The organism is Corynebacterium sp. 5QC2CO, from assembly GCF_024580435.1.
In the GTDB taxonomy this organism is placed as follows: Bacteria; Actinomycetota; Actinomycetes; order Mycobacteriales; family Mycobacteriaceae; genus Corynebacterium; species Corynebacterium jeikeium_D.
The window spans coordinates 278854-305536 of record NZ_JANIKI010000001.1 but is presented as its reverse complement, the minus strand read 5'-3'; the positions used below and the strand labels follow the sequence as shown (position 1 = coordinate 305536).

General features: G+C 59.0%; 22 protein-coding genes and 1 pseudogene. 7 read left to right on the top strand and 16 right to left on the bottom strand.

What is annotated here, in order from left to right; genetic code table 11:
• Positions 1-4: 4 nt before the first annotated feature.
• A complete protein-coding gene (gene gatB, locus NQ014_RS01410; RefSeq protein WP_257073211.1) occupies positions 5-1513 on the bottom strand; it encodes an Asp-tRNA(Asn)/Glu-tRNA(Gln) amidotransferase subunit GatB in 1509 nt (502 codons plus the stop codon).
• Positions 1514-1566: 53 nt separating this feature from the next.
• Between gatB and NQ014_RS01405 the strand changes: the two genes are divergently transcribed.
• Positions 1567-2400, top strand: coding sequence for a class I SAM-dependent methyltransferase (locus NQ014_RS01405; protein ID WP_257073209.1), 834 nt, complete (start codon positions 1567-1569; stop codon positions 2398-2400).
• 26 nt (positions 2401-2426) lie between these two features.
• Here NQ014_RS01405 and NQ014_RS01400 read toward each other — a convergent pair whose 3' ends face one another.
• The 7 genes from NQ014_RS01400 to gatC all read right to left on the bottom strand — a co-directional run bounded on the left by NQ014_RS01400 (position 2427) and on the right by gatC (position 10077).
• Positions 2427-3890 carry a hypothetical protein gene (locus NQ014_RS01400; protein WP_257073208.1) on the bottom strand — a complete coding sequence of 488 codons (1464 nt, stop codon included), beginning with the start codon at positions 3888-3890 and terminating at the stop codon, positions 2427-2429.
• A 159-nt stretch (positions 3891-4049) separates the two neighbouring features.
• Complete coding sequence (locus NQ014_RS01395; protein WP_042389253.1) at positions 4050-5081, bottom strand: ATP-dependent 6-phosphofructokinase; 1032 nt, start codon at positions 5079-5081, stop codon at positions 4050-4052.
• A gap of 53 nt (positions 5082-5134) precedes the next feature.
• Positions 5135-6259 carry an ABC transporter substrate-binding protein gene (locus NQ014_RS01390; protein ID WP_257073207.1) on the bottom strand — a complete coding sequence of 375 codons (1125 nt, stop codon included), beginning with the start codon at positions 6257-6259 and terminating at the stop codon, positions 5135-5137.
• Between the two features lie 10 nt (positions 6260-6269).
• Entirely contained in the window at positions 6270-7070 is an 801-nt protein-coding gene (locus tag NQ014_RS01385; protein WP_257073205.1) for an ABC transporter ATP-binding protein, read from the bottom strand.
• Positions 7071-8138 (bottom strand): FecCD family ABC transporter permease, encoded by a 1068-nt coding sequence (locus tag NQ014_RS01380; RefSeq protein WP_373467690.1) that lies wholly within the window; start codon positions 8136-8138, stop codon positions 7071-7073.
• Between the two features lie 115 nt (positions 8139-8253).
• A complete protein-coding gene (gene gatA, locus NQ014_RS01375; RefSeq protein ID WP_257073204.1) occupies positions 8254-9768 on the bottom strand; it encodes an Asp-tRNA(Asn)/Glu-tRNA(Gln) amidotransferase subunit GatA in 1515 nt (504 codons plus the stop codon).
• A 15-nt stretch (positions 9769-9783) separates the two neighbouring features.
• Positions 9784-10077, bottom strand: coding sequence for an Asp-tRNA(Asn)/Glu-tRNA(Gln) amidotransferase subunit GatC (gene gatC / locus NQ014_RS01370; RefSeq protein ID WP_005509328.1), 294 nt, complete (start codon positions 10075-10077; stop codon positions 9784-9786).
• 227 nt (positions 10078-10304) lie between these two features.
• Between gatC and NQ014_RS01365 the strand changes: the two genes are divergently transcribed.
• Together NQ014_RS01365 and NQ014_RS01360 are read left to right on the top strand one after the other, a co-directional pair.
• A complete protein-coding gene (locus NQ014_RS01365) occupies positions 10305-10970 on the top strand; it encodes an amino acid-binding ACT domain protein (protein ID WP_048735304.1) in 666 nt (221 codons plus the stop codon).
• Between the two features lie 147 nt (positions 10971-11117).
• Complete coding sequence (locus NQ014_RS01360; RefSeq protein ID WP_257073201.1) at positions 11118-13484, top strand: glycogen/starch/alpha-glucan phosphorylase; 2367 nt, start codon at positions 11118-11120, stop codon at positions 13482-13484.
• Here the strand turns inward: NQ014_RS01360 and ligA are convergent.
• On the bottom strand, positions 13481-15601 hold the full coding sequence (ligA, locus tag NQ014_RS01355) for an NAD-dependent DNA ligase LigA (RefSeq protein WP_257073200.1): 2121 nt from the start codon (positions 15599-15601) through the stop codon (positions 13481-13483). The genes NQ014_RS01360 and ligA overlap by 4 nt on opposite strands.
• Positions 15602-15697: 96 nt before the next feature.
• Between ligA and NQ014_RS01350 the strand changes: the two genes are divergently transcribed.
• Positions 15698-16378 carry a 3'-5' exonuclease gene (locus NQ014_RS01350; RefSeq protein WP_257073199.1) on the top strand — a complete coding sequence of 227 codons (681 nt, stop codon included), beginning with the start codon at positions 15698-15700 and terminating at the stop codon, positions 16376-16378.
• A gap of 22 nt (positions 16379-16400) precedes the next feature.
• On the opposite strand, the gene NQ014_RS01345 is transcribed toward NQ014_RS01350, so the two are convergent.
• Both NQ014_RS01345 and NQ014_RS01340 read right to left on the bottom strand, forming a co-directional pair.
• Entirely contained in the window at positions 16401-17078 is a 678-nt protein-coding gene (locus tag NQ014_RS01345) for an MMPL family transporter (protein WP_257073198.1), read from the bottom strand.
• Positions 17063-18609 (bottom strand): annotated as a pseudogene (locus tag NQ014_RS01340) (MMPL family transporter). The gene NQ014_RS01345 and the pseudogene NQ014_RS01340 overlap by 16 nt, the downstream one beginning before the upstream one ends.
• Positions 18610-18793: 184 nt before the next feature.
• Between NQ014_RS01340 and NQ014_RS01335 the strand changes: the two are divergent.
• The 3 genes from NQ014_RS01335 to NQ014_RS01325 all read left to right on the top strand — a co-directional run bounded on the left by NQ014_RS01335 (position 18794) and on the right by NQ014_RS01325 (position 21167).
• Positions 18794-19480 carry a TetR/AcrR family transcriptional regulator gene (locus NQ014_RS01335; protein WP_257073197.1) on the top strand — a complete coding sequence of 229 codons (687 nt, stop codon included), beginning with the start codon at positions 18794-18796 and terminating at the stop codon, positions 19478-19480.
• Between the two features lie 103 nt (positions 19481-19583).
• A complete protein-coding gene (locus NQ014_RS01330) occupies positions 19584-19865 on the top strand; it encodes a hypothetical protein (RefSeq protein WP_257073196.1) in 282 nt (93 codons plus the stop codon).
• A gap of 141 nt (positions 19866-20006) precedes the next feature.
• The gene (locus NQ014_RS01325) at positions 20007-21167 is read left to right on the top strand and encodes an ATP-binding protein (RefSeq protein WP_257073195.1); all 1161 of its coding nucleotides are present in this window, start codon (positions 20007-20009) and stop codon (positions 21165-21167) included.
• A gap of 5 nt (positions 21168-21172) precedes the next feature.
• Here NQ014_RS01325 and NQ014_RS01320 read toward each other — a convergent pair whose 3' ends face one another.
• The 5 genes from NQ014_RS01320 to NQ014_RS01300 all read right to left on the bottom strand — a co-directional run bounded on the left by NQ014_RS01320 (position 21173) and on the right by NQ014_RS01300 (position 26613).
• Positions 21173-22225, bottom strand: coding sequence for a methionine synthase (locus tag NQ014_RS01320; RefSeq protein WP_257073194.1), 1053 nt, complete (start codon positions 22223-22225; stop codon positions 21173-21175).
• The gene (gene mnmA, locus NQ014_RS01315; protein WP_048735286.1) at positions 22222-23361 is read right to left on the bottom strand and encodes a tRNA 2-thiouridine(34) synthase MnmA; all 1140 of its coding nucleotides are present in this window, start codon (positions 23359-23361) and stop codon (positions 22222-22224) included. Before mnmA ends, NQ014_RS01320 begins: the two co-directional genes overlap by 4 nt.
• Before the next feature lie 63 nt (positions 23362-23424).
• Positions 23425-24576 (bottom strand): cysteine desulfurase family protein, encoded by a 1152-nt coding sequence (locus NQ014_RS01310; RefSeq protein WP_257073359.1) that lies wholly within the window; start codon positions 24574-24576, stop codon positions 23425-23427.
• Positions 24577-24828: 252 nt separating this feature from the next.
• A complete protein-coding gene (locus tag NQ014_RS01305; protein ID WP_070549672.1) occupies positions 24829-25773 on the bottom strand; it encodes an electron transfer flavoprotein subunit alpha/FixB family protein in 945 nt (314 codons plus the stop codon).
• A 54-nt stretch (positions 25774-25827) separates the two neighbouring features.
• Complete coding sequence (locus NQ014_RS01300) at positions 25828-26613, bottom strand: electron transfer flavoprotein subunit beta/FixA family protein (protein WP_016422470.1); 786 nt, start codon at positions 26611-26613, stop codon at positions 25828-25830.
• Positions 26614-26683: the final 70 nt, after the last annotated feature.

The following is a 26683-nucleotide window of genomic DNA, read 5'->3' as shown; positions in this document are numbered from 1 at the left end:
GTTGCTAGCTCAGCTTCTTCGCGATCAGCTGGTTGACCTGAGCCGGGTCTGCCTTGCCGCGGGTGGCCTTCATGACCTGCCCCACGATGGCACCGACAACCTTCTTGTTGCCGGCACGGTACTTCTCCACGATGTCCGGATTAGCAGCCAGTGCATCGTCGACGGCCTTCTCAATAGCACCGTCATCGCGAACAACCTCCAGGCCACGGGCGGCGACGACCTCATCAACATCGCCCTCGCCCTCGAGGACACCGTCGACGGCCTTACGAGCCAGCTTGTTGGTCAGCTTGCCGTCTTCAATCAGAGCAATCACACGTGCAACCTGCGTCGGGGTAATCGCGAGCTCAGCCAGTTCCACGCCTGCCTCGTTGGCCTTCTGCGCCAAGTAGGCGACCCACCAGGAACGAGCCTCAGCCGGGCCGGCACCGGCTTCGACGGTGTCGACAATCAGGTCGAGTGCGCCGGCGTTAACCAGGTCGCGCATTTCCTCGTCCTTCAGACCCCACTCTTCCTGGATGCGAGCGCGGCGAACCCACGGCAGCTCCGGCAGAGTTGCGCGGATTTCCTCCACCCACTCACGCGGAGCAATCACCGGTGGCAAATCCGGGTCGTTGAAGTAGCGGTAGTCCGACTGCGACTCCTTCGGGCGGCCCTTAGAAGTCGTACCGTCGGTCTCCTGGTAGTGGCGGGTTTCCTGAACGATCTCCTCGCCATTGGTAATCGCAGCAGCCTGGCGCTGCATCTCGTAGCGAACAGCCTGTTCAACCGACTTCAGGGAGTTGATGTTCTTAGTCTCGGTACGAGTACCGAACTCCTCCTGGCCAATTGGGCGCAGGGAAACGTTGGAGTCCACACGCATCGAGCCCTGGTCCATGCGGGCATCGGAGACACCGAGGGACTTCACCAGGTCACGCAGTGCAGAAACGTACGCACGAGCAACCTCTGGGGCTCGCTCCCCTGCACCGAGAATCGGCTTAGTCACAATCTCAATCAGCGGAATACCTGCGCGGTTGCAGTCCACCAGCGAACGCGTGGCGCCGTGAATACGACCATCGGCACCGCCCAAGTGCGTCAGCTTGCCGGTGTCTTCTTCCATGTGAGCGCGCTCGATTTCGACACGGAACTCCGTGCCGTCGTCAAGCTGAACGTCAAGATATCCGTCGTAGGCGATTGGCTCGTCGTACTGCGAAATCTGGTAGTTCTTCGGCTGGTCCGGGTAGAAGTAGTTCTTGCGCGCGAAGCGGGAGGACTCAGCAATCTCGCAGTTCAGTGCAAGGCCAATCTTGATGGCCCACTCAACGCCCTGACGGTTAACCACGGGAAGCGCGCCCGGCAGGCCGAGGCTGCAGGGATCGACGTTGCTATTCGGCTCGGCACCAAAGTTGGCCGAGGAGGAGGAGAACATCTTGGTATTCGTCGAGAGCTCGACGTGAACCTCCATGCCCATTACCGGGTCAAAACGTTCGAGGACCTCATCAAAGTCCATCAAGTCATCAGCGTATGCAGCGGTCATGTTTGTAGAGTCTACTAGCGATGGCCCCGCGTGCGTGCCCTAGGGTATAAGTCGTGCCCGGAGTTAACGAACACCCACCGATTCCACCGACGTCAGCACGCGATACGCCAACGTTCCGCGACACCGCTGACCGCCACCGCGCAGGCGCTACTTTCGACGACGACCTGCAAGAAAGCGCCGACGGCGCCTCGGGCTACCACCGCGTGCGCCCCGGATACCCTCCAACCGTCATCGAAGCGCTTACCCGCCTTGCACCGCGCCCACAGGTAGTCGCCGATATCGGCGCCGGCACTGGAAAGCTCACCGCCTCGCTTGCCGACGTCTACCGCGATGCCACCCTGCTGGCACTCGATCCCTCCACCGCGATGCGGCAAGCGCTGAGGCACAATGTGCCAGCGGCGGAATGCCTAGAAGGTACTGCGGAGCGCACGAGACTGGAGTCCGACAGTGTCAATGTGGCAACGTGCGCGCAGACGTGGCACTGGGTGGACCCGACAGCTGCAAGTAGAGAATTTGCGCGGGTTTTACGCACCGATGGTGTAGCTATGTTGGTGTGGAACACCTTGGATGTCTCCGTACCGTGGGTGCATCGGCTCAGCCGCATCATGCATGCCGGTGACGTGTTGCGCCCCGGCTTCTACCCTGAAGTTGGTCCGGAGTTGGAGTTAGTCGATGAGGTACGTCTGGCGTGGGAGCAGACACTGACCATCGAGGACATCGTGTTGCTGGCACGGACCCGTTCCTATTGGCTTCGTTCCAAGCCCGCCACACGCGCCAAAGTGGAGGCGAACTTGCGCTGGTATCTCCACGAGCACTTGGGACACACATACGAAGAAGGCATCGCCCTTCCCTACCGGTGCGATGCCTTCTATTTTCGAGCTTCCTAGATTTTCGAGCTGCCCAGTCGCGCTAGTTAGTTTTCTTTCTTCGGCTTAGGGTGAGCCACGCGCTTGAATGCGTTCTTAGTCTGTCCGGCCAGCTTCTTCGGCGCAGTGGCTGTGGTCTCGCCTGGGAAGGAGTCCTTCGCGGTCTCGCGAGGATTTTCTTCATCGGAAGCTTCTTCAATTTCGGACAGCTTCTCCAGGCGCTCATTATCCTTTTCTACGATGCGCTCGGCGTCATCCTCAGTGAAGTTCACATTATCGTCGCTGACCAGTTCCTCGACGATGTCATCGCGAACGCTTTCCTGAAGGTCGACGTTGGAAATGTTGGAGTTAGCCAAAGCACGATCGAGCTTCTTCTGATCGGCGGTGGTGAACTTCTTGTTCGGGTGCATCTTTCGGCGTGCGAGCTTACGGATACGACCGCGACGCTTCGACTCCTCCATCAGCTTGTTACGACCAGTCAGGTACGCACCACACAGAACCACGATGAGAGCGATACCGACATACCCAAGGGCCGGGTAGATGGAGCCAACCAGAGCCTTGAAACCGAAGAAGCTCAATCCAAAACCAACCAGCACGGTCACGATAAACACCAAACGGAAGCGGTGCGGGGTATTGCGCGTGAGACGGCGACCCAGCGCGTAAAACATGCCGATGGCGGTGTTGAAAATCATGGCGTAGATGATGATTGCCATCACGGTACCCAGAACTGGGTGGATTTCATTGACAATTGCCAGGGTCGGCATATCTTCGTGGCCAACGTCCTTGACCTTGAAGAAGAGGGCAAAGGTCACCAGGGTCAGCAGACCTGCGTAGATGCTGCCGCCCATGAGACCACCGATACCGGCCTCGCGGGGGTTCAGGTAGCTACCGCCGATGACAATCGACATTGAAACGGCCACCATCACACAGAAACCGACATAGTTCAGGGCAGAAATAGACCAGTGCGGCAGCGATGTCGACAGTTCATTGGTGTACTGCGCGGCCTCCGACATCGAAGTGTCGTTGGTGAACAAAGTGTAGATACCTGCACCAAGCAGGAACACGATAATGAATGGAGTGATCATGCCAATCACGCGGCTGACCTTGTCGGCATCCAGCATGCCCACACCCAAAGTCAGCGCCACCATGATGACGGCACCAATCCACACCTCAAGTCCGAACTGCTGGTTCAAGTTCGCACCGGCACCGGCGAACATGACGAAGCCGGTACAGAACAGCGTGATCATCACGGCAATATCCAAAATCTTCGAGACCCAATTGCGGGTGATTACGTCGAAGACCTCGGAGTGCTCGTCAGCCTGCAAATAGCTGGCAATTGACAGTACCGCCAGACCACTGGCAATCATCACGACGGAGGCAAGTATCACGCCCCACAGTCCGTTGGTACCGAATGCCACGAAGTACTGCATCATTTCCTGGCCGGAGGCGAATCCGGCACCGACAGTTAGGCCGACAAAGGCCATTGCAATTGTTGTGGCTCTTTTCCACATAGCGAGAAAATCCTAAATAATATTTCTTTTTTTCAAAAAACTGGAACCTTATAAAACATACTGCCCGGACTGGTGATTGACACACCAATCCGGGCAGTACGCCTATTTTGTTATGAAGATGTTCCTAAATGTTTAGCAACGCGTGCTTAACCAACGCATTTAGCCAAACAGCGCAGCAGCTGCGCGGTAACGCCCCTCAGGTACAACCTTTAGCTCGGAGACCGCATCATCAATGTCGATACGCTGAATGTCCTCGCCGTGGAGAGCAACAATCTTGCCGAAATCTCCCTCGTGGACCGCACGGGTCGCATGGATACCGTAACGGGTAGCCAGCACGCGGTCGTACGCAGTCGGCGTACCGCCACGCTGAATGTGGCCCAGTACCGTGGTGCGAACGTCGTACCCGGTGCGCTTCTTAATCTCCGCACCAATAACCTGACCAATGCCGTTGAAGGTTTGGTGGCCGAACTGGTCGACACCGCCCTCTTCGTAGTCCATGGTGCCCGGCTTCGGGGTGGCGCCCTCAGCGACAACGATAATGCCGTACTTCTCACCCATCTGGAAACGGCGCTCCATCGACTTCACAATCTCGTTGATGTCGAACGGCTTTTCCGGAATGACAATGTGGTGAGCACCGCCGGCCATACCCGCATGCAAAGCGATCCAGCCCACGTGGCGGCCCATGACCTCAACGATCATGACACGCTGGTGGGACTCCGCGGTGGTGTGCAGACGGTCAACCGCGTCGGTGGCAACGGCCACAGCCGTGTCGAAACCGAAGGTGTAGTCCGTACCGTTGACATCATTATCAATGGTCTTCGGAACACCGACGACCGGCACCCCATTGTCCGAAAGCCACTTACCGGCCTTCAGCGTGCCTTCGCCACCGATTGGAATCAGGGCATCGATGCCCGCATCAGAGAGATTTTCCTTGATGCGGTCGAGGTTGGACATGAGAATGTCCGGGTGCACACGGCCGGTGCCCAGCATCGTGCCGCCACGCAGCAGCATGCGGTCAATCCGCTCGTCGTCATAAAGCTGAACCCTACGGTCTTCCATAAGACCAATCCAACCGTCCTCGAAACCGACGACGGTTGAGCCGTACTCGCTCGAGCTAGTACGGACAATTGCACGGATAACGGCATTCAGACCGGGACAATCTCCACCGGAGGTAAGGGTCGCAATTCGCATGATGCCCACCTTAGTCGCGTTAGTCAGTTCGTGCTTGACAGCCTTGGTCAAAACTACTTCTGCAGGTACTCCTGCCCCGGCAACTCGGATGGCAGCTCCATCTTCGTCGTCACCTCCGATGCCGGCAGAAGACCATATTCTTCGAGTGCCTTGCGCACGTACTCGGCGGCATCGACATTCAGCGGAGACTCCGTCCACATGGCATATGGAAGATTGATAAAGCGATTCTCCTTGACTGCCTCGAGATCCTTCGTTGCCGGATTCGTGCGCAACACCTTGATTTTCTCTTCGAATGTCTGGCCCGGGTAGTCCACAAGCGCGATGAAGTCAGGATTCATCTCCGCGACATGCTCCCAGGAGGTCGTAGTCCAGGTGTCCTTAATAGACTCGGCTGCATTCGTCGCACCGGCCTTTTCCAGGATGCCCTGCGGTGCACCAAAAGAACCCGAGGTAAACGGTGCTTCACCGGCAGAGTCAAAGAGGAAGCCCACCGGCTTCTTATCTCCCTTTGGCGCGGCATCCAGAGCTTGCAGACGGTTATCAATATCTGCAATAACCTTGTCGCCCTCACCGTCGTGTCCGGTCAAAGTAGCGATGTTCTTCAAATCGATTTTGACGGCTTCCCACGGGTCCACCAGACCACGAGTGCGCCCCGGGTCGCCACTGCCTTCCTTGCCCGCCGAGGCTGCGTCACCAGTGCGGCAAGATTCCGTCAGGGTGTAGGCGCCGATACCGTGCTCGGAAAGCGATTCCGGGGTAATGCCCTTGTCCTCGCTAAATCCATAGCCCCACCCCGCCAGCATCACATCCGGCTCGGCCGCAATAACCTGCTCCAGATTCGGGTATTCCTTCGCAACTTCTGGCTTCTGCGCAATTTCATCGCCGTAGGCTGCGGTCAACACCGGCAGGTGCGAGGCCATAGAGCTCACTGCAGTGATCTCGTCCGCGGCCCCCACGGCTAGCGCCAGCGAGGCGCTATTACCGTCGTTGATAAGCAGCTTTTTAGCTACACCCGGGTAGCTGACTTCTTCACCGCAGTTGGTGAGGGTAAGGCCTGACGACGAAGCCTGCGTTCCCTCATCAGAGCCACAGGCGGCAGCTCCGAATGCCAGTGCAGCCACTGCGATACCAGCTGCTGAGGCACGCAGGGGATGTCGGAAAGCATGTGCGTTATTCAAGGGAGTACTCCTAGTTGATGGTGGCAGCATCCAGCTCGCTATCGATTGCGAGATGACGGCGGCCAGAGGGGGAATTGAGCTGACAGGATTCAACCTGAAAGATTTTGGCGACGAAGTCGCGGGTCAGCACGTCTACGGGGATGCCGTCGGCCGCGATACCGCCGTCCGCGACCACGATGACGCGGTCGAAGTGGTTCATCACCAGGTCCAAGTCGTGGATGGCGGCAATGACACACGCTCCGCTGGAGCGGGCCAGCCGGAGGACGGATTGTTGATGGCGCACGTCGAGGTGGTTGGTGGGCTCGTCGAGAAGCATAATCGGCGAGTCCTGGGCAATGGCGCGCGCCAGACATACGCGACGACGTTGCCCACCCGAGAGCTGCCCACACAGGCGTTGCGCGACTGTTTCCAGACCTACAAGCCCCAATGCGCGGTCGACGTGGGAATTGTCCTCGGCAGTGTTGCCACCAAAAAGGCGCTGGTAGGGCAACCGACCGAGGGAGACAAAGTCACGCACGCGCATTTCGGCGGGTGGGACCTCGTTTTGTGCGACGAAAGCCAGATCGCGGGCGCGGTGCTTCGAGCTGATTGAACTCATTGATGTGCCGTTAATCTCGACCTCGCCCGCGGCCGGTTTCGTGATTCCGCCGAGCGCACGCAGCAACGTGGATTTGCCCGCGCCGTTAACACCGATGATGGCGGTCATGGGCTCCGCTCCGAAGCTGAGGTTGACTCCGCTGACGATGGTGCGTCCGGCGATGTCACAGCGCACATCTTTCGCGGAGAGGACAGATTTTTGTGGGGCGCTCATTTATTCGGCACCTCCGTAGCTGTAGTGCGAGCGGCTCATGAGGTAGAGGAAGAGCGGTGCGCCAACCAGTCCCGTGACCACGCCCAGCGGCATTTCCTGGCTTCCGCCCACTACGCGCGCGATGATGTCCACCCAGATGAGAAACAGCCCACCCATGAGTGCAGCAACCGGTAGGACAACGCGGTGCGTGGCACCTACCAAGATGCGGGTCAAGTGCGGAATCACCAGGCCGACAAACCCGATACCGCCCGATACCGCCACGAGCGTGCCGACGAGGACAGCCTGGAGCACAAATACCTGCGTGCGTAGCCGAGAAACGTCAATACCTACGGCCGCTGCGGTGCTCTCACCAGTTGCCAGCGCATCGAGATGACGGGCTTTGAACAGGAAAAACAACAGTACTGCGATGAGGACGATGAGCGGGAAGAGTGTCTTCATCCATGTCGCACCGGCAACCGAGCCCAGCATCCAAAACATCACGGACTGCGCGGCCCTCGGGTCTGGCCCAGCGAAGACCATGAAGCTACTCAGCGCGGAAAACGCAGCGGAGAGCACAACGCCAGAGAGCACCAAACGCAGCGGGGTTAGTCCTCCCCCGGCCGTGGCGAAGGCGCCGACTGCGAGGGTGGCCATGACTGCACCGAGGAGTGCGCCGAATGTCAGCGGCGCGATGGGGCTACCGGAGAAAGCACCAAAGATGATCACCGCGGTCGCACCGGCGCCGGCACCCGCGGAAATACCTAGCAGATACGGGTCTGCCAACGGGTTACGGACCAATGTCTGCATAGCCACACCGGAGACAGCTAGCCCCGCCCCTACTATCGCTGCGAGAATTCCCCGGGGAGCGCGGAGGTTCCAGATGATGGTGTCCGAACTGGCGGGCACAGATCCATCGAGCTCAGTGCCGAAGAGGTGATGCGAAATGACCTGTGTCGTGGTGGACCAGGTGATATCCGCCGAGCCGAAGACCACCGCAGCGACCAGACTGATGGCAATGGCTATGACAATGACCAGCCCATAGATCCACGGCATAAACCGCGGTGGGTTTTTAATTCTGACTCTCTCCATGTTTGCGTTCCTGCGCATGTATGAAATTTCCCCCGACACGACAACAACCGCCGCTCTCCCACTTCGGTGAGAAAACGACGGTTGCAGAAAACCGACTAACGCTTATTGAGCGCTTTTATGCAATCGGGCCGCGAACCTTTTCGTAGGCAGCGCCGACCTTGTACAGCCGATTATCACCGTGGCGCGGAGCCATAATCTGCAGGCCCACCGGCAGGCCGGTGTCTTCAGCCAGGCCCGACGGCACGGACATGCCACACATGCCGGCCAGGTTGAGCGGCAAAGTACACAGGTCGAACATGTACATGCTCAGCGGGTCGTCAACCTTCTCGCCCAACTTGAACGCAGTGGTCGGAGTGGTCGGCGAGATCAGGACATCCACCTGTTCGAAGGCCCGCTCAAAGTCCTGCTGAATCAGGGTACGGACGCGCTGTGCCTGGATGTAGTAAGCGTCGTAGTAACCGACCGATAGCGCGTAGGTACCGATGATGATGCGGCGCTTCACCTCATCGCCGAAACCAGCGGCACGGGTCATAGCCATGACCTCATCGGCGGAGTGCGTGCCGTCATCACCAACACGCTGGCCGTAACGCATGCCGTCGAAACGAGCCAGGTTGGAGCTGACCTCACACGGCAGAATCAGGTAGTACGCGCTCAGTGCGTGGTCGAAGTTCGGGCAATCGACCTCGACGACCTCCGCGCCAGCTTCCTTCAGCTTGTCGACGGCCTCGTGGAAGCTGTCCAGTACACCGGCCTGGTAACCCTCGATGCGGTCAAACTGCTTGACGATGCCGACCTTAACCCCCGTGAGGTCACCGGTAGCACCTTCCTTGGCAGCAGCAACCACATCGGCAATCGGCTGCTCCGTGGAGGTCGAGTCATTCTCGTCGTGACCAGCAATGATTTCGTGCAGCAGCGCGGTGTCCAGAACGGTACGCGCGGTCGGGCCACCCTGGTCCAACGAGGAGGCACAAGCGACCAGGCCGTAGCGGGATACCGTGCCATAGGTCGGCTTCACACCGACCGTTGCGGTCAGAGCTGCTGGCTGACGAATCGAGCCACCGGTGTCAGTACCGATAGCCAGCGGAGCCATACCGGAGGCCAGCGCCGCGGAAGAGCCACCACCGGAACCGCCTGCGGTGCGCTCGACATCCCACGGGTTGTGAGTCGGACCGTAAGCGGAGTTCTCTGTCGACGAGCCCATGGCGAACTCATCCATGTTGGTCTTACCCAGGATCGGGATGCCAGCTGCACGCAGCTTGGCAGTAACCGTTGCGTCGTAAGGGCTCATGTAGCCCTCGAGCATCTTGGAAGCGCAGGTGGTCGGCGCATCGGTGGTGGTGAAGACATCCTTCAGCGCCAGCGGAACACCGGCCAGCGCGGAGGTCGGCTCCTCGCCAGCATCCAGCGACTCATCGACCTTGCGAGCTGCAGCCAGGGCCTCTTCGGCACCGACGTGCAGGAATGCGTGAATGTCCTCATCAATTGCCGCGATACGGTCGAGGAACGCCTGAGTAACTTCTACCGAGGTCAGCTCACGAGCGTGAATCTTCTGTGCGAGCTCAAAAGCGCTCAGCCCCAGAATCGGGTCCTCAGCAACAGCGGCATGCAGGTTCGGGTTAGCTGCAGTCATTTCTTCCACGTACTCCTACTCACCGAGAATCTGGGGAACTTCGAACCGCTGGCGATCCTGCGACGGCGCCTGGTCCAGCGCCTGCTCCGCAGTCAGCGTCGGCTTGACGACGTCCTCGCGCATCACACCGGACAGCGAAGAGGGGTGACTCATCGGTTCAACATCATCCGCAGCCACCTTTTGAACGGCCTGGACGTGGTTAATAATGCCGTCGATCTGACCGGCGAACTCGTCGAGTTCCGCGTCAGTCAGAGCCAGACGGGACAATCGCGCTAGGTGGGCGACCTCATCGCGTGAGATAGCTGGCACGCTAGTACCCCTTTCATTTCTTCGTACGAAGCTAGTGCACAGAAGTTTAGTTGAAACTGATTTTGAACCGCGCGAGCGGGCTGTACTTGCCAACAGTAGTCGTTGTCGCCAAGCAGTTGTCCGCAGGGTCTTACATTTCAAAGGTTTACCCTGTAGCCTAAATCACTACTTCTATAGTTACACCGCAACAATCACTATCAATTATTCGAAAGGTTGTGCATACAGCCATGAGTTACCTACTTCGCATCCAGCTTCCCGACGAACCAGGCGCACTTGGCTACGTCGCGGCTGCCCTGGGCGAAGTAGAAGGTGATATTCGCAGTGTCGACGTCGTAGATTACGGCGCTAATGGCGTTGTTGTTGACGACATCGTGGTTGACCTGCCCATGGGCCTACTACCGGACACACTGATTACAGCGGCTCAGTCCATTAGCGGAGTGGAAGTCGATTCAATTAGGCCTTTCTCCGGCTCTGTCGACCGCCGCGGACAGATTGCGCTGCTGGCCAAGTTCTCACAGCACACGAAGAACTTGGATCGTGCCCTCGGAGATGTCGTCGACGGCCTGCCTCAGACTATGACTGCCGGCTGGGCTATTGTCCTGGGCGAACAGAGCGATGGCCGGTGGGTACGTCGCGCTTCCTCTACCGCTGCTCCAGAGGATAACGGCCGGACTCTGCCGGAAGCCCCGATTGACTCGCCGCGAAACCTGGATCCGGACGAGGAAACGTGGCTACCGGAGGACTGGACAGTTATGGACTCCTCCATTGCCGCTACTCCAATGGGCAAGGGTCTCGTTTTAGTCATTGGCCGGCCCGGCGGGCCGGACTTCCTGCCAAGTGAGGTTGAGCACTTGGGACGTATTGGCACGATTGTCGGCGCGATTATCGACTAGCAGCGGCTAATGGGCTGCCCCCTCCCTCTGAGGGATGCCCCCTTCTGCTCGAAGCTCTTACCCTATGACTCCTCCCCTATGGAGCGCAGTGATTCACGCTTAGCGGTAAAGTCTGGAACTGATACCAGTCAATAAGGAGCTTCTTTGATGTCGAACTTGAGTGACCTCGTCGGATCCCACATTCGTGCCGAGTCCGGCCGTGTCCCCCAGTCGTCCACTGAGATGGAATTCTGGTCCGGTCTGTCACGGGTTGTTGTCGATGACCTAGCGGACAGCTGGCAGCGCACCACGGAGGCATACGCTGCTACCCGCCAGCAGCACTACTTCTCCGCCGAGTTCCTCATGGGTCGCGCCCTGCTGAACAACCTGCTCAATGCAGGTCTGGTAGATGAGGCCTCTGCTGCCGTGGAAAAGTACGGCAAGAATCTGACGGACGTGCTCGAGGCTGAACACGATGCCGCTCTCGGTAACGGTGGCCTGGGTCGACTGGCCGCCTGCTTCCTCGATTCCTGTGCCACGCAGAATCTGCCGGTGACCGGTTATGGCATCCTCTACCGCTACGGTCTGTTCAAGCAGACCTTCGAAGATGGCTTCCAGGATGAGCACCCGGACCCGTGGATGGAAGAGGGCTACCCCTTCGTCATTCGTCGCGAGGAACTGTCCAAGATTGTCACCTTTGATGACTTGGTGGTGCGCGCTGTTCCATATGACATGCCAATTACCGGCTACGGCACCGATAACGTCGGCACGCTGCGCCTGTGGCACTCGGAGCCGATGCGTGAGTTCGACTATGACGCCTTCAACTCGCAGCGCTTCACCGACGCCATTGTCGAACGGGAGCGCGTCCATGACCTGTGCCGCGTGCTCTACCCGAATGACTCGACCTATGACGGCAAGGTGCTGCGCGTTCGCCAGCAGTACTTCTTCGTCTCTGCTTCGCTGCAGACGATGATTGATTCTTACATCGAGAATCACGGCGAGGACCTGCGCGATTTCCACAAGTACAACTCCATTCAGCTCAATGACACCCACCCGGTGCTCGCTATCCCAGAGCTGATGCGTCTGCTCCTGGATGAGCACGATATGAGCTGGGACGACGCCTGGAACGTCGTGTCCAATACCTTCGCCTACACCAATCACACCGTTCTGGCAGAGGCACTGGAGACCTGGGAATACTCCATTTTTGACCGTCTCTTCGGCCGCGTTCTGGAGATCACCCGCGAGATTGACCGCCGCTTCCGCGAAGACCTCGCAGAGCGTGGCTTCGACCAGGGCAAGATTGACTACATGGCGCCGATTTCCCACGGCCGCATCCACATGGCGTGGATCGCCTGCTACGCCGCGTACTCCATCAACGGTGTTGCTGCCCTGCACACGGAGATCATTAAGCGCGAAACGTTGAAGGACTGGCACGATATCTGGCCGGAGCGCTTCAACAACAAGACCAATGGCGTCACCCCGCGCCGCTGGCTCAACCAGTGCAACCCGCGCCTGTCGGCACTGCTGACTCGCCTGTCGGGTTCGGACGCCTGGGTCACTGACTTGGACAAGCTCGCTGAGCTCGAGAAGTTTGCTGACGACGAGGCCGTGTTGCGTGAGATTCTCGACATCAAGCACGAGAACAAGAAGGACTTCGCCACCTGGCTGGAGCACCGCCAGGGTATTTCGGTGAACCCGGACGCCATCTTCGATACCCAGATTAAGCGTCTGCACGAGTACAAGCGCCAGCTTCTCAACGCGCTCTACATCCTGGATCTGTACTACCGCATCAAGGAAGACCCAGCGCTGGACGTGCCACCGCGCGTGTTCATCTTCGGCGCCAAGGCCGCCCCAGGCTACGTTCGCGCGAAGGCCATCATTAAGTTCATCAATGCTATCGCGGACAAGGTCAATAATGATCCGGACATGGACGGCCGCCTGCAGGTCGCTTTCGTTGAGAATTACAACGTCACCCCGGCAGAGCACATCATCCCGGCCACCGACGTCTCCGAGCAGATTTCCACTGCCGGTAAGGAGGCCTCGGGTACCTCGAACATGAAGTTCATGATGAACGGCGCACTGACGCTGGGCACCATGGACGGCGCAAACGTCGAAATCGTCGACGCCGCCGGCGAAGAGAACGCCTACATCTTCGGTGCGCTGGAAGAGGAACTGCCGGAGCTGCGCCGCACCTACAGCCCGCGTGGCACTTACGAAACGGTGCCGGGGCTCAAGCGCGCTGTCGATTCGCTTGTCGACGGAACTTTTTCTGACGGTGGCAGCGGAATGTTCCACGACCTGCACTTCTCGCTGCTGGAGTCCAACGGGTACGAGCCGGCCGATGTTTACTACGTCCTCGGCGACTTCGCTGACTACCGCGAGACCCGCGACCGCATGGCGGAAGACTACCGGGACGAGCTGGCATGGGCCAAGAAGTGCTTCCTGAACATCATCCGTTCGGGCCGCTTCTCCTCCGACCGCACCATCCGCGATTACGCCAATGAGGTCTGGAAGCTGGAAGAGACCAAGATTTAGGCCTGACCAGTTTCCAGCAACCGCTTGAACCCATCCTCGTCGAGGATGGGCAAGCCCAGCTCTTCGGCCTTTGTGGCCTTGGAACCGGCGTTTTCGCCAACCACCACGTAGTCGGTCTTCTTCGACACCGACCCCGCGGCCTTACCACCACGGGAGATAATGGCTTCCTTCGCGCTGTCGCGAGTAAAGTCCTCCAAAGAGCCGGTGACTACCACGGTCAATCCCTCTAGCACCTGATCTGGACGATCGGCGACCTCATCGGCCATACGCACACCGGCAGCTTCCCAGCGCTCGACAACCTCGCGGTGCCAGTCCACCTCGAACCAGTCAGCCACGGAATCACCGATGATCTCGCCAATGCCATCGATGGCCGAAATCTCCTCGCGGCTCGCAGCGCGCAGCGCCTCCATCGAGCCGAACTTCTGTGCCAAGGTCCGCGCCACTGTTGGACCCACATGACGAATGGACAGGCTGACCAATACGCGCCACAGCTCTTTATCCTTAGCTGCCTCGATGTTGGCCAACAGTTTCTTACCATTGGCGTTCAGGGTTTTCCGCGAAGCCGTAGTGTAGACCTCAGTGCCGAGCAAATCTTCCTCGGTGAGGTCGAAGAGGCGGGACTCGTCGTCAAGCACGCCGCGATGAATCAAATCGGCAGCGCCCCTCTCCCCCAGGTTTTCGATATCAAACCCGGAGCGGGAGGCGAGGAATTCAATTCGACGACGCAGCTGACCTGGGCAGTAGCGGGTATTGGGGCAACGCCAATCGGCATCGCTGTCCTTTGCCGGAGCCAAACGAGTACCGCACTCGGGGCAGAGAGTCGGGTAAATGTACTTTCGCTCGCTGCCATCTCGGAGATCGGCCACGGGGCCGAGTACCTCTGGAATCACGTCACCGGCCTTGCGGATAGTCACACGGTCCCCGATGAGCACACCCTTTCGGTGCACTTCAGAAGGGTTGTGTAGCGTCGCCATCTCGACAGTTGACCCGGCCACGAAGACCGGCTTCATCACGGCATATGGCGTCGCACGACCAGTTCGGCCGATGGAGACTCTAATGTCCAGCAGATCAGTCGTGACCTCTTCCGGCGGATACTTGTAGGCAATCGCCCAGCGCGGCGCCCGCGAGGTCGCGCCCAGCGCGCGCTGCTCGGAAAGGGAATCAACCTTGACCACAAGCCCATCCATCTCGTGGATGGCATCGTGGCGGTGCTCGCCCCAGTACTGCATCTGCTTGACGACGTCATCCGCGGAATGAACCTGCTTTGTATACGGCGACACGTGGAAACCCCACTCGTCCAAAGCCCGATAGGCCTCATGCTGGGACTGCGGACGCCAGCCCTCGATATGACCAATTCCATGGCAAATCATGGACAACCGGCGCTTGGCCACTTCTGCAACATCCTTCTGTCGCAGGGAACCGGCGGCGGCGTTACGGGGGTTGGCAAACGGTTTCTGGCCTGCATCGACGCGATCGGCGTTGATGCGTTCGAACTCTTCCAACGAGATAAAGACTTCACCACGTACCTCAAGCACTTCGGGGATGTTCTCGCCGCTGATTTCATGCGGAATATCTTCGATGGTGCGCGCATTGGCGGTGACGTTCTCCCCCACGCGGCCGTCTCCGCGGGTGGCCGCCCGGACAAGCCGGCCATTCTCATAGACCAGGTCGATAGACAGGCCATCGATTTTCAGCTCGGTCAGATACGTGCTGGCCGGGGTGCGGGCCAGCCAGCCGCGCAACTCCTGCTCATCGAAAACATTGTCCAAGCTGTAAAGGCGTTCGAGGTGCTCGACAGGCTCGAATACTTCCCCGTCGGCAGGCGCTTCGACCTGTGCGCCGACCTGCTGCGTGGGGCTGTCCGGCACCACCAGATCGGGCCACTGCTCCTCTAACCGCTGCAGTTGACGGAACATCTCGTCGTACTCAGCATCGGAGATAACCGGCTGCGCGGTGTAGTACAGCGCAGCGTTTTCACGAATGCGAGTTGCTAGATCTTGCCACTTCTCCCGGATGTCCGCCGGCGCTGGCTCGGAGGCGGGGGCGCTGGAAAACGAAGACAAATCGGAGGTTGACAGGTCGGAGTTCTCATCGGTCGAGGAAGTCACGTCGCTCATTCTATGTCATTGCCCGGATCCGCCGGTGGACACGGAAATTCTCTTGACCTTGTTCCTGCCCCTCAGCGAATCCGCACTCTCCGCTACAGTTGAGACATGCATAATTTCGATCCGCGACGCATGCTCGCGTTTGATCTGGAGACTACCGGCACGGATCCTCGCACCTGCAAGATTGTCACTTCCGCACTGGTCCGACTGACTGAGCAGGGCAAAGATTCCACCATCATGCTCGCTAATCCCGGTGTCGAAATTCCGCAAGCTGCGTCTGATGTGCATGGCATCACCACTGAAAAAGCTCGCGCGGAGGGGCGCCCGCACGATGAAGTGCTAGCGGATACCATTGCGGGTCTTAAAGCTGCCTGGCGCGATGGGCTGACGGTAGTGGCCTATAACGCGGCCTATGATCTGACGGTACTGCGCTCACAGGATCCCCGTTTTACTGTTGACGGCCTCGTCGTCGACCCCTTTGTGCTGGATAATTACTTCGACCCGGAACGTCGTGAAAAGCGCACTTTGACTGATGTCTCCCGCCATTATCAGGTGCGCCTGGACGGGGCACATGATGCCACCGAAGATGCCCTGGCGGCTGCGCGTATCGCATGGGTGATGGCGCGCCACTACCGGGAGCTGACCGAAAAATCGGGAGAAGAACTGATGGAGCTGCAGGCCGTCGCGTACTACCAGTACAAGAAGAACCTGCAGCTCTATCTGGCGGATAAAGGCCGTGACGTATCCGACTTTACTTTCGGATGGCCGACCGACGTCACCGACGCTTAAGGTCGACCACCCACTGCCCTCTTTAGCTCTCCGCGGAGGCTGTTTCCACCTCTGTCTGTGCCCCTGATTCGGCGGGCAACGTGCTCGGCTTTGTCGGCCACAGTGCATTGTCGCCAATCAGTCGGACAATGGCCGGGACAATGAAGGGTCGAACCACGAAGGTATCCAGCAAAATGCCCAGCGCTAAGCCCAAACCGAACTGGTAGAGCTCACGGATTGGCTGAGTCATGAGCACCGCGAAGGTAGCCGCGAGAATCAGGCCAGCCGAAGAGACCACGCCACCTGTACGGGCAACAGCAATCTTCATTGCCTCACGCACATCGTGGTGCTTCAGCTCCTGCCGAAGTCTGCTCATCACAAAGATGGTGTAGTCCACGCCCAGCGCGATCAGGAACACCAGAATGTAGGCAGTAACGCGGTTACCGATGCCCTCATCTCCCTGCATATTGAGGGCAATTAGGACAGTCAGACCCATCGTCGCTGCAAACGACAACAACAGTGTTGCAGCCAAGTACAGCGGTGCTAGCAGGGATTTGAGTAGCACTGCCAACACGATTGCGACGATGGCAATCATCACTGGTACGAGCATCTTGATGTCGCGATCGAGGTCGGCGCGGACGTCGCTAAGCTCAGCGGTTTCGCCAGTCGCAGTCACTTCGGTGTCGGCGGAAGCACCAGCTGTCTTCAGCGCATCGCGCACATCATTGCTGATGGGTTCCAGTGCTCCATGGATTCTGTGATGTATGGATCCTGATTGAGGACAACAGTCATGCGTGCTGTCTCACCGTCATCGGTGACATCACGGGAAGTCACGCTGATTCGGGCGATATTCGCAGAATCATTCTTTGCCACTTCTTCAGCTGCTTGCTGCAGCTGTGGCAGGTTTAGCTCCTGGCCTTCGATAAGCAACGTGGTCGGAGCGATTTCGCCCGCTCCAATATCGCGGGCCGCAATCTCCTGCCCTGCAGCAGAGTCGGTGTCCACGCGGAAGCCAGTGAGGAAGTTGAAAGACTCCTTGTAATTCAACGCTCCCAGCGACATCACAATCAACAGCGCCAGACCTGCGGCCAAAACGGCCTTCGGCTTCTTATCGACGGTATTGGCGACCTTCGTCCACATCTTCGAGTCGACCCGCTGGAGTGCCTTGTCATATCCGCCCGGCCAGAATGCAGCCTTCCCCACAGCAATGAACAACGCTGGCAGGAACACGGCAGCAACTATGGCCATTGAGACCACACCAATGGCGAGGTATGGACCGAAGCCTTGCAATGCTGGCGACTTGGTGAACAGCAGCGCCATCATTGCCAGGATGATGGTGCCTGCGGAGCTAGCGAGAACCTCGCCAGTACGGCCCATTGCGTCCACCATGGCAGCATTACGGTCTAGCTCTTGTCCCTTTTCTCGCTGGGCAGCCAGTGCTTCACGGTAACGGGCATTGATAATCAGCGCATAGTCAGTACCGACGCCGAAGAGCAGCACTGTCATAATCGATGCGGTCTGCGAGCTGATTTCAATGGCACCGGCATCTGCAAGCAACGCACCGACGCTCTGTGCCAGCCGCATTGCGACGCCAACGGCCACAGAGGCAGGATTGCGAGTACTGGCGAGCGATAGACCAGTAGCAGAATAACCAGTACCAAAAGAATGGTTCCGAGCATGAGCACTCGGTCACCAGAGGAAAAGACCTTGACCGTATCGGTGACGATGCCCGCTGGGCCGGTTAGGTGCGTTTCCACCTTGCCGTTTTTGTCGGCATTATCAGCGATTGCGGCAATATCCTCGCGCAGTGCATCAATGTCATCGCGGTAGGACTTCTCAGTAGCGTCGCCCACGATGGGAACAACGATGGTTACAGTCTTTCCATCTTCGCTCCGAGTTCCTTCCGATGAACCCGGGATGCACTTGCCTTCACGAAGCACCTGGTTTCCCAGGCTGGTACACACGGGACTAATCGGTGCCCGCGTAAAACCGCCGTCCCGCTCAGCCAGATCAGCGAGGACATCGTGCGCGGCCTTCTCAGTGGTCTTCGCAGAGTCTGACGTCAACACTACGACGGCAGGCAGAAGATTTAGTTCGGTGGGAAACGCCTCTTGGAGACGCTTCTTCGCTTCCACTGACTGCGCAGTTTCCGACGGACCGTCGCCGGAATTCGTCTTTACGTCGTCTACGGAGGGCGCGATGGCTGACAGAAGCCCCACTACCAGCAACGAAACGACGATAGTGAGCCACATGCGTCGTTTAGTGCCAAATAAAGCGGCGTTGAATCGCCGATACATGACGCGGGTGTCCTTTCTAGGTGGATATCTGCATTTTTCTTGTGGATTATCTCCAGTTCCTGAGATTATGAGAACACTGTGACTTATAAAATCAGCGGAACGAATGCTCCGTTCTTTCTCAGAATCCAAGGATTTCACTATGCCTAGAATTTCTGCAGCCACCGTTGTCGAACACCGTCGACAAGTCAATGAAAAGCTGATGGATGCCGCTAGCAGTCTGCTCGCAAAACAATCAGTTAGCGACATCGAGGCACCCCTTAAGGTGGGTGAGATCGCGAAGGAGGCCGGAATTGCTCGGTCCAGTTTTTATCGCTACTACAACACCGTCGATGACCTGGTTGCAGCGCTCGTCCTACGGGACTTCCCCGAATGGAAAGCCACTGTCGCCACGTCGGTGAAAGAGGCAAAGGACCCTGTTTCTGCAGCTCGCGCATTCGTCCGCGCCAACATCAGCATGGCTAGCGACTCGAAGCACGCTTGGCGGACAGCTGTCTTTTCCTACCACTTTCACCAGGATGCTCAGCGCGAAATCGGTGCGATTCACGCCGAACTGCACGACATTCTCGTCGTCGCAATCACGGAACTCGACAGCCTCGCCGAATCTCAGGGATATCTCGTCGCACGCACGATCCAAAACATCGTCAACTCTGCCGTCACCGCCGTAGAGGCACTTTCGCTTAACGACGAACAGTTGGATACCTACATTGCGTGGCATGAAGACGCTGTGGAAGCGATTTTGGTCTCCGCTACCACGCGGATTACAAATCCCCCGCAGCGCGACGCATCAACTCAGCCGCTTCCCGCCCCGCGCGAAGCTGGGCAATAGTTTCATCGACATCACTGTACGCGAATCCGGAAACAGGGGCAATGGAAAGCTTGCTTGCGCGGTCCTGATGGGAAAAGCCTAATTCCTCCCATAGCCGTGCAGCTTGCTCAGCTACTTCGCGGGGAGAGCTCCCGATAGCAGCTCCGGTGAACTCGTCTCGCTCGGCTACATGCACGGGCACGATGCCACAGAGGATGCACTGGCCGCTGCCCGCATTGCGTGGGTCATGGCTCGTCACTACCCAGAGATTACGGCCAAGCCCGGTGAAGAGCTGATGGAGCTCCAGGCAGTCACGTACTACCGGTACAAGAAAAACTTGCAGCAGTACCTGGCCGAAAAAGGTAAGGATACGTCGGACTTCACCTTCGGGTGGCCGATGGACTAAGCAGCGGGTTCCCCCCACCCTCTCCGGCCCTCCCAATATCCAGAGTTTTGTGATTATCCAATGGAAACCGAATATCCAAAATTCGGCGGCGTATCCAAGTTATCCAAGCCGATGTGGATTATCCATTGCTATGATTGATGCGTGACCACTCGCAACGACAAGGCCATCACCATCCCGCGCAATCCTTTCCACCCCACATTCGGCCGATCCCCGGCCGTCATCGGTGGGCGCGATGTCGAGCTGGACTCGTTTGAGCTGGCTCTGGCGGAAGGCCCCGGTAATCCCTGGCGAACCGCGCTAATTTCCGGTACCCGCGGAATCGGCAAGACGGTACTTCTCAACGAGTTTGAAGCCACAGCAAAGCAACTGGGATGGATTGTGCTGCGTGCTCACATCGGCTCTGAAATGATTTCTGAGCTCACCGATGTCACCATTCCGCGCGCTTTCAGTGCCATTGACAGTGCACCGACGGGCAAGGGCCGTCACCTCACCGGCCTGTCCATCGCCGGCATTGGCGGGTTTAAGACGGAAGTCAGCACATCTCAGCCCGAGCCCGGCAGGAATCTGCTCAGCCAACTTCAGGATCTCTCGGCTCTCCTCATGCCGCAGGAATCCGGCATCTTGCTCACTCTCGACGAGGTTCAAAGTGCAGACCCCGCACAGCTCAACGAAATTGCCCATGCAATCCAGGACCTCAATCGCGACGATGCGGAGATTGCCTTTGTCGCAGCCGGGCTGCCCAGCGGTATCGAGGACTTGCTCCAGCTAGAGGGCGCAACATTCTTACGCCGTGCCGAGCGCGTGTCTTTGGGCCGATTGGACGTGGAGACCACCAAGGACATCATTCGCAGAACTGCAGAACTCGGCGAACGCGCGATGACCGAGGATGCCGTCGAGCTGGCCTCTGAACTCAGCCACGGCTACCCGTATCTCATACAGACCATTGGCTCAGTCGCTTGGGCTAAGGCCAGGTTGGCCCACTCGGACACCATTACCGCTCAGCATGTCTCGGATGCCGCAGCGGAATCCATCCGCCGCATCGGGCTGCAAGTTCATGCGCCCAGCCTGCGGAAAGTGCCACCTCGCCAGATTGATTTTCTCAAAGCGATGGCGCGCCTCTCCCCCAATGGAAAGCCCGTGGCCACGAGCGCCATCGCAGAGACCATGGGACGCAAACTCTCTGGCATCTCACAGCTTCGCCATGACCTGATTTACCGCGAGCTGATTGTGTCAGCGTCGACGGGATACGTGGAATTCACACTTCCCTACTTCGCCGACTACCTCAATACGCTGGTGGAATAAGGTCGCTATTCGTCGCGAGCCAAGTCACCGGCTGCCCGACGAAGAAGTTCCGTGGCATTACGGCCTGCACCGAGTTGCGCCTGTGCTTCTTCATTGGAGCTGGCAGCAAAGCCGCCCATCGGCGCTAGATTGAGGCTCGCAGCAATCTGTAGGCGCGAATAGCCCAGCTCATCCCAGAACAGCGCTGCTTGCTCAGCGAGTGCTCGAGCCGGTGTCGCCACCGGGACGCCCGTGTGCTCTTCTCGCTCCGTGACCGTAACTGGCACAATACCCAGCTCCAGGGACATATCGGCACCGACCACGGCAGCCGCAAAATCCAGTTGCTGCGTGGTGGTCAGTTCTTTGCGAGGTAGCCACACTCCGGCCGCACCGGAATCCGCTAAGGCCTGAACAGCCAGGCCATCGGGGCTAGACAGTGCGATGGTCACTTCGATGTCGTCGTCACGCAGCGGCCCCGTGACCTCGAGGAAGATCTCCGCGATCTCGCGGTGCCCCTGGGCGGGGAGATAGCCCGCGTTGCCCATCAGCATGGACGGGGCCTTGATTTTGCCCTGTGCGACTGCGCCGAGTGCGGGTTCTGCCAAAAGTACCTCGATGTCGCTGTCGAAACGCTGACGGACATCCGCGATGTGGGAAGCCAATCCCGCGGCCAGCGACTGCGCGAAGTACTTCACGGCGCCGCGGTCAACGGCGATGAGATGGCCTGCGGCATTTTCCACCGAAGTCGCCATCGTCCATGGGCCGAGAGAGGTCAGGCGAATCTTCTGCGGGGTGCGTCCCCACGCTTCCTCGCACGCGTCGATGTCGCGGTGGAGATAATCAGTGGCCAAGGCACTCGCGCGACCACGACGGTCGGCGACTTTCCAGGAGCGCGCTCCCCTATCCACGACGAGGTCAGCCATGAGGGCGGCCGTGCGCCCCACGGCATCGGCGCCGAGCCCACGGGCGGGCAACGTCGGTAGCGTGACGTGACCTTCCAGGCATTCGCCAATGACAATCTCTGCCGCCTCGTGTGGATTGCGGCCCGGCATCGGGCCAAGGCCGACAAAGGAGGTCACGACAAGTCCTCTTCACGGGCGGTCGAGACAATCGTACCGGAGCCCAGCACGTAGTCGCCCGCAGTGTCAGTGTGGTACAAAACAGCGGCCTGACCAGGAGCGACACCACGAAGCGGATCGCTCAGGTGCAGCCGGAAGGCGCCACCGCGTCCGGTGACGTCATCGTCAGGTCCTGCCAGCACTTCAATGCGGCAGTCGATGGGGCGACCGTGCGCACGCACCTGCACCTGCAGCTTGCCGGCCTCCGAGGCAGCGAGCACCTCATCCGGGTTGGCCAGCCAGATGGCACGGTCGGCCTCGAGCACGTTGACATTCAAGTCCGCAGCCGTGCCGATTGTCACCGTGCCGGTCTCTGCATCAATGCCGGTGACATAGCGCGGCTTGCCATCCGGCATCGGCCCCGCCAGGCCAATCCCCTTGCGCTGACCAATGGTGAAACCGTAGACACCGTCGTGCTCAGCGACGGTGTCGCCAGTTTCCTTATCCACAATGGTGCCCGGACGACGGCCAATCTTCGCGCCCAGGAACGCCTTGGTATTGCCATCCGGGATGAAGCAGATGTCGTAAGAGTCCGGTTTGTTGGCAGTGCCTAGTCCCATCCCGCGGGCTTCTTCACGAATCTCTGGCTTCTCGGTGTTTCCTACCGGGAACATCGAGCGCTGCAGCTGCTCGCGATCCAGCACGCCCAGGACATAGGACTGGTCCTTCTTCGCATCGCGGCCGCGGCGCAACAGGCCGTCGTCGCCAAGCAAAGCGTAGTGCCCCGTGACCACAGCGTCGAAGCCGAGCGCGATGCCGCGCTCTAGTAGAGCGGCGAACTTGATGCGTTCATTGCAGCGCAGGCATGGGTTCGGCGTCTCGCCGCGCTCGTAGGAGTCGTAGAAGTCATCCATGACCTCTTCCTTGAAGCGCTCGGAGAAATCCCAGACGTAGAAAGGAATGCCCAGCTCATCGCAGACGCGGCGGGCATCGCCGGAGTCCTCTAGCGAACAGCAGCCGCGGGATCCGGCGCGAACGGACTGCGGATCTTTCGACAGCGCCAAGTGCACGCCAACGACCTCGTGACCTGCGGCCAATGCACGCGCCGCAGCAACGGAAGAATCCACACCACCGCTCATTGCTGCAAGAACTCGCATTGCGTTGCAACCTTTCCCCTCTAGATTTTGTGCACGTGTCACCGTACCACCACGGGGCAAAAACTAAGCCATGCCCGCACGCCGCGCCCGCTCGACCGTTTCCGGCAGCGCCGAAATGACGGCGTCGACATCCGCCTGCGTCGAGGTGTACCCCAGCGTAAAACGAATCGACGACCGCGCTTGCGGCTCCGAAACGCCCATCGCCATCAGCACGTGCGAGGGACGGTTAACGCCCGCGCTACATGCCGATCCCGTAGAGCAGTCAATTCCCGCCGCATCGAACAGCATAATCAAACTATCGGCCTCCGCGCCCGGGAAGCTGGCGTAGACATGCCCCGGCAAGGCGAGCTCGCTGGTGTGGATAATCGCACCGTCGATGTGCGCGATTGCCCTGATGAGCTGCTGCGTCAGACCGCGGATTCGTTCATTGTCCGCCGCCATCGCGTCCACCGCCGCGCGCAGTCCTGCCGCCATGCCCGCCGCCGACGCCACGTCCTGCGTGCCCGAACGCAGTCCGCGTTCCTGCCCGCCGCCGTTGTTATGCGGGGTAAGTTTCGCTTCACGACGAACAAGCAGCGCCCCAATCCCACGGGGACCGCCGAACTTGTGCGCGGAGATGGCCATTGTAGTGGCGCCACTTGCGTGGAAATCAATTGGCAGATGTCCGGCTGCCTGCACAGCATCGATATGGAAAGGCACGCGAGCCTCCTTCGCCCGCTTGGCAATCTCCTCCACCGGCTGGATGGTGCCGGTCTCATTGTTCGCCCACATGCACGTCACCAGCGCGGTGTTCTGCCGACTAATCTCCGGGAACTGCACCATGTCAACGCGACCATCAGCACCTACAGGAGCCTCAACAATCTTGGCCCAGTGTTCCTTTTCCAGATGGTGACATGTCTTCAACACTGCATCGTGCTCGATTGGTGGAACCACAATGTCCGAGCCAGAGGCCTTGAAGTACAGGCCTGAAATCGCTAGATTGTCGGCCTCAGTTCCACCGGAAGTAAAAACTACCTCGATGGGATCGGCACCGAGCAGCCCTGCAATTTCTTCTCGGGACTCTTCCAGAACCTTTTTCGCAATGCGTGCGGTGGCGTACTGCCCCGAGGGGTTGGCCAGACCTAAGTTCTCGACCATTGCCGTGCGCGCTTCTGGGCGTAATGGTGTAGTCGCGGCATGATCCACAAAGTGACGGGTCTTCGCAGCAGACTTCATTTCACTCTTCTCGTCCGGAGCGGCAACGATGTGGTCATTAAGCATGCAGGCAGTATAACGCTGCGTGCGCCTTATGCTCACTATCCGCCATAGTTAAACCTCACTGTCTGCACGAACAGATGAGTAGGACCAAAAAATGCTCGGGGCGGGAACAGACAGGAAATCTGTGCCCACCCCGAGCGGGTAGTTGCTAGCCGAGTTGACTCTCGGCCAGCAGCCTTACGCAACTAGCAGCCTTAAGGCAAGTGCGTATTACTTTAGGTTCTCGATAGCCTGCGGGACAACGTCGAACAGGTCACCGACGACACCGAAGTCAGCAATCTCGAACAGCGGAGCCTCTTCGTCCTTGTTGACCACAACGATGGTCTTGGAGGTCTGCATACCTGCCTTGTGCTGGATAGCACCGGAAATACCCAGAGCAACGTAGAGGTCCGGGGAAACGGTCTTACCGGTCTGGCCAACCTGGAACTGACCCGGGTAGTAGCCAGCGTCAACAGCAGCACGGGAAGCACCAACAGCTGCGCCGAGAACGTCTGCCAGCGGCTCAACAACGTTCTTGAAGCCATCCTCGGATGCGACACCACGGCCACCGGAAACAACCAGCTTAGCCTCGGTCAGCTCCGGACGGTCGCCGCCCTCAGCCGGTGCGAAGGAAACGATCTCGACGGCGTTGTTGCCGATCTCTGGGAATGCAATCTCGGTAACGTCAGCGGAACCGGACTTCTCCTCCGGGTCAACGGAGCCCGGACGCAGAGCGTAGACCGGGGATGCGCCGTAGCCGACACCGTCAACGATGTACTCGCCACCGAAGATGGAGTACTTAACGGAAGCGTCATCGTTGATAGCAACAACGTCGGACAGCAGACCGGAACCGGTCAGCGCAGCGACGCGGCCAGCGATTTCCTTGCCGGTTGCGGAAGCGGAAACCAGCACCGGAACCTCACGCTCGGAGGCCAGGCCGACGAGAACGTCAACCTCAGGGGTGATCAGGTACTTGTCGGCATCGTCGGACTCAGCAGCGAGAATCTCGCCAGCGCCGTAGGAGGCCAGGGTGTCTGCGAAGCTAGCAGCGGTACCCGGGGTACCCACGACAACTGCGGCCGGGGTGCCGAATGCGGAAGCAGCGGTCAGCAGTTCAGCGGTGGTGTTCTTCAGCTCGCCATTTGCGTGCTCGACGAGAACGAGGACGTCGGTCATAGTGATCTTTCTCCTACTTGTATCTCTATTTGTCTTCTATTCGCGTCAAGCGCCTTAGATGAACTTCTGGGCCTTGAGGTACTCGGCCAGCTTGGCGCCGCCGTCTCCCTCATCGTTAATGCGCTCACCAGCGGTCTTAGCCGGCTTCGGGGTGGAGCCAGTGACACCGGTAGCAGCGTTTTCGAGACCAACCTGCTCTGCCTCAGCAGCAACATCGTCCAGAGTCAGCTCGGTGACCGGCTTCTTCTTAGCGGCCATGATGCCCTTGAAGGATGCGAAGCGCGGGCTATTAGCCTTCTCAGTGACGGAGACGACTGCCGGCAGGGATGCCTTGAGCTGGTAGATGCCGTCTTCGACCTCGCGCTCACCGGTGATGGAGTCACCTTCGATAGCGACAGAGCGCAGGTGAGTCAGAACCGGCAGGTCGCGGTAGACACCGAGGATAGCCGGGACGGAGCCGGTGCCACCGTCAGTGGAGGCATTGCCGGTGACGATGAGGTCAACATCCTCGAGAGTGTCGATGACGTTGGACAGAGCCCATGCGGTCTGAACAGCGTCGGAACCTTCAAGTGCGTCGTCCGAAAGAATGACGGCGTCGTCTGCACCCATGGACAGAGCCTTGCGCAGTGCCTCGACGGCACGATCCGGGCCAACAGTTGCGACGGTAACGTTTCCGCCGTGCTCTTCCTTCAGCTGCAGGGCAGCTTCAACAGCGTTCTCATTAATTTCGTCGAGAACTGCGTCTGCAGACTCACGATCGAGGACAAACTTGTCATCGGTGAGCTTACGCTCGGACCAGGTGTCCGGAACCTGCTTGACCAGAACCACGATGTTCGGCATTTTTCTGTCGTCCTTACTGGTTGATTACTGGTGAACGTTTATCTGACCTTACTTCGCAAGCCGCCTCACA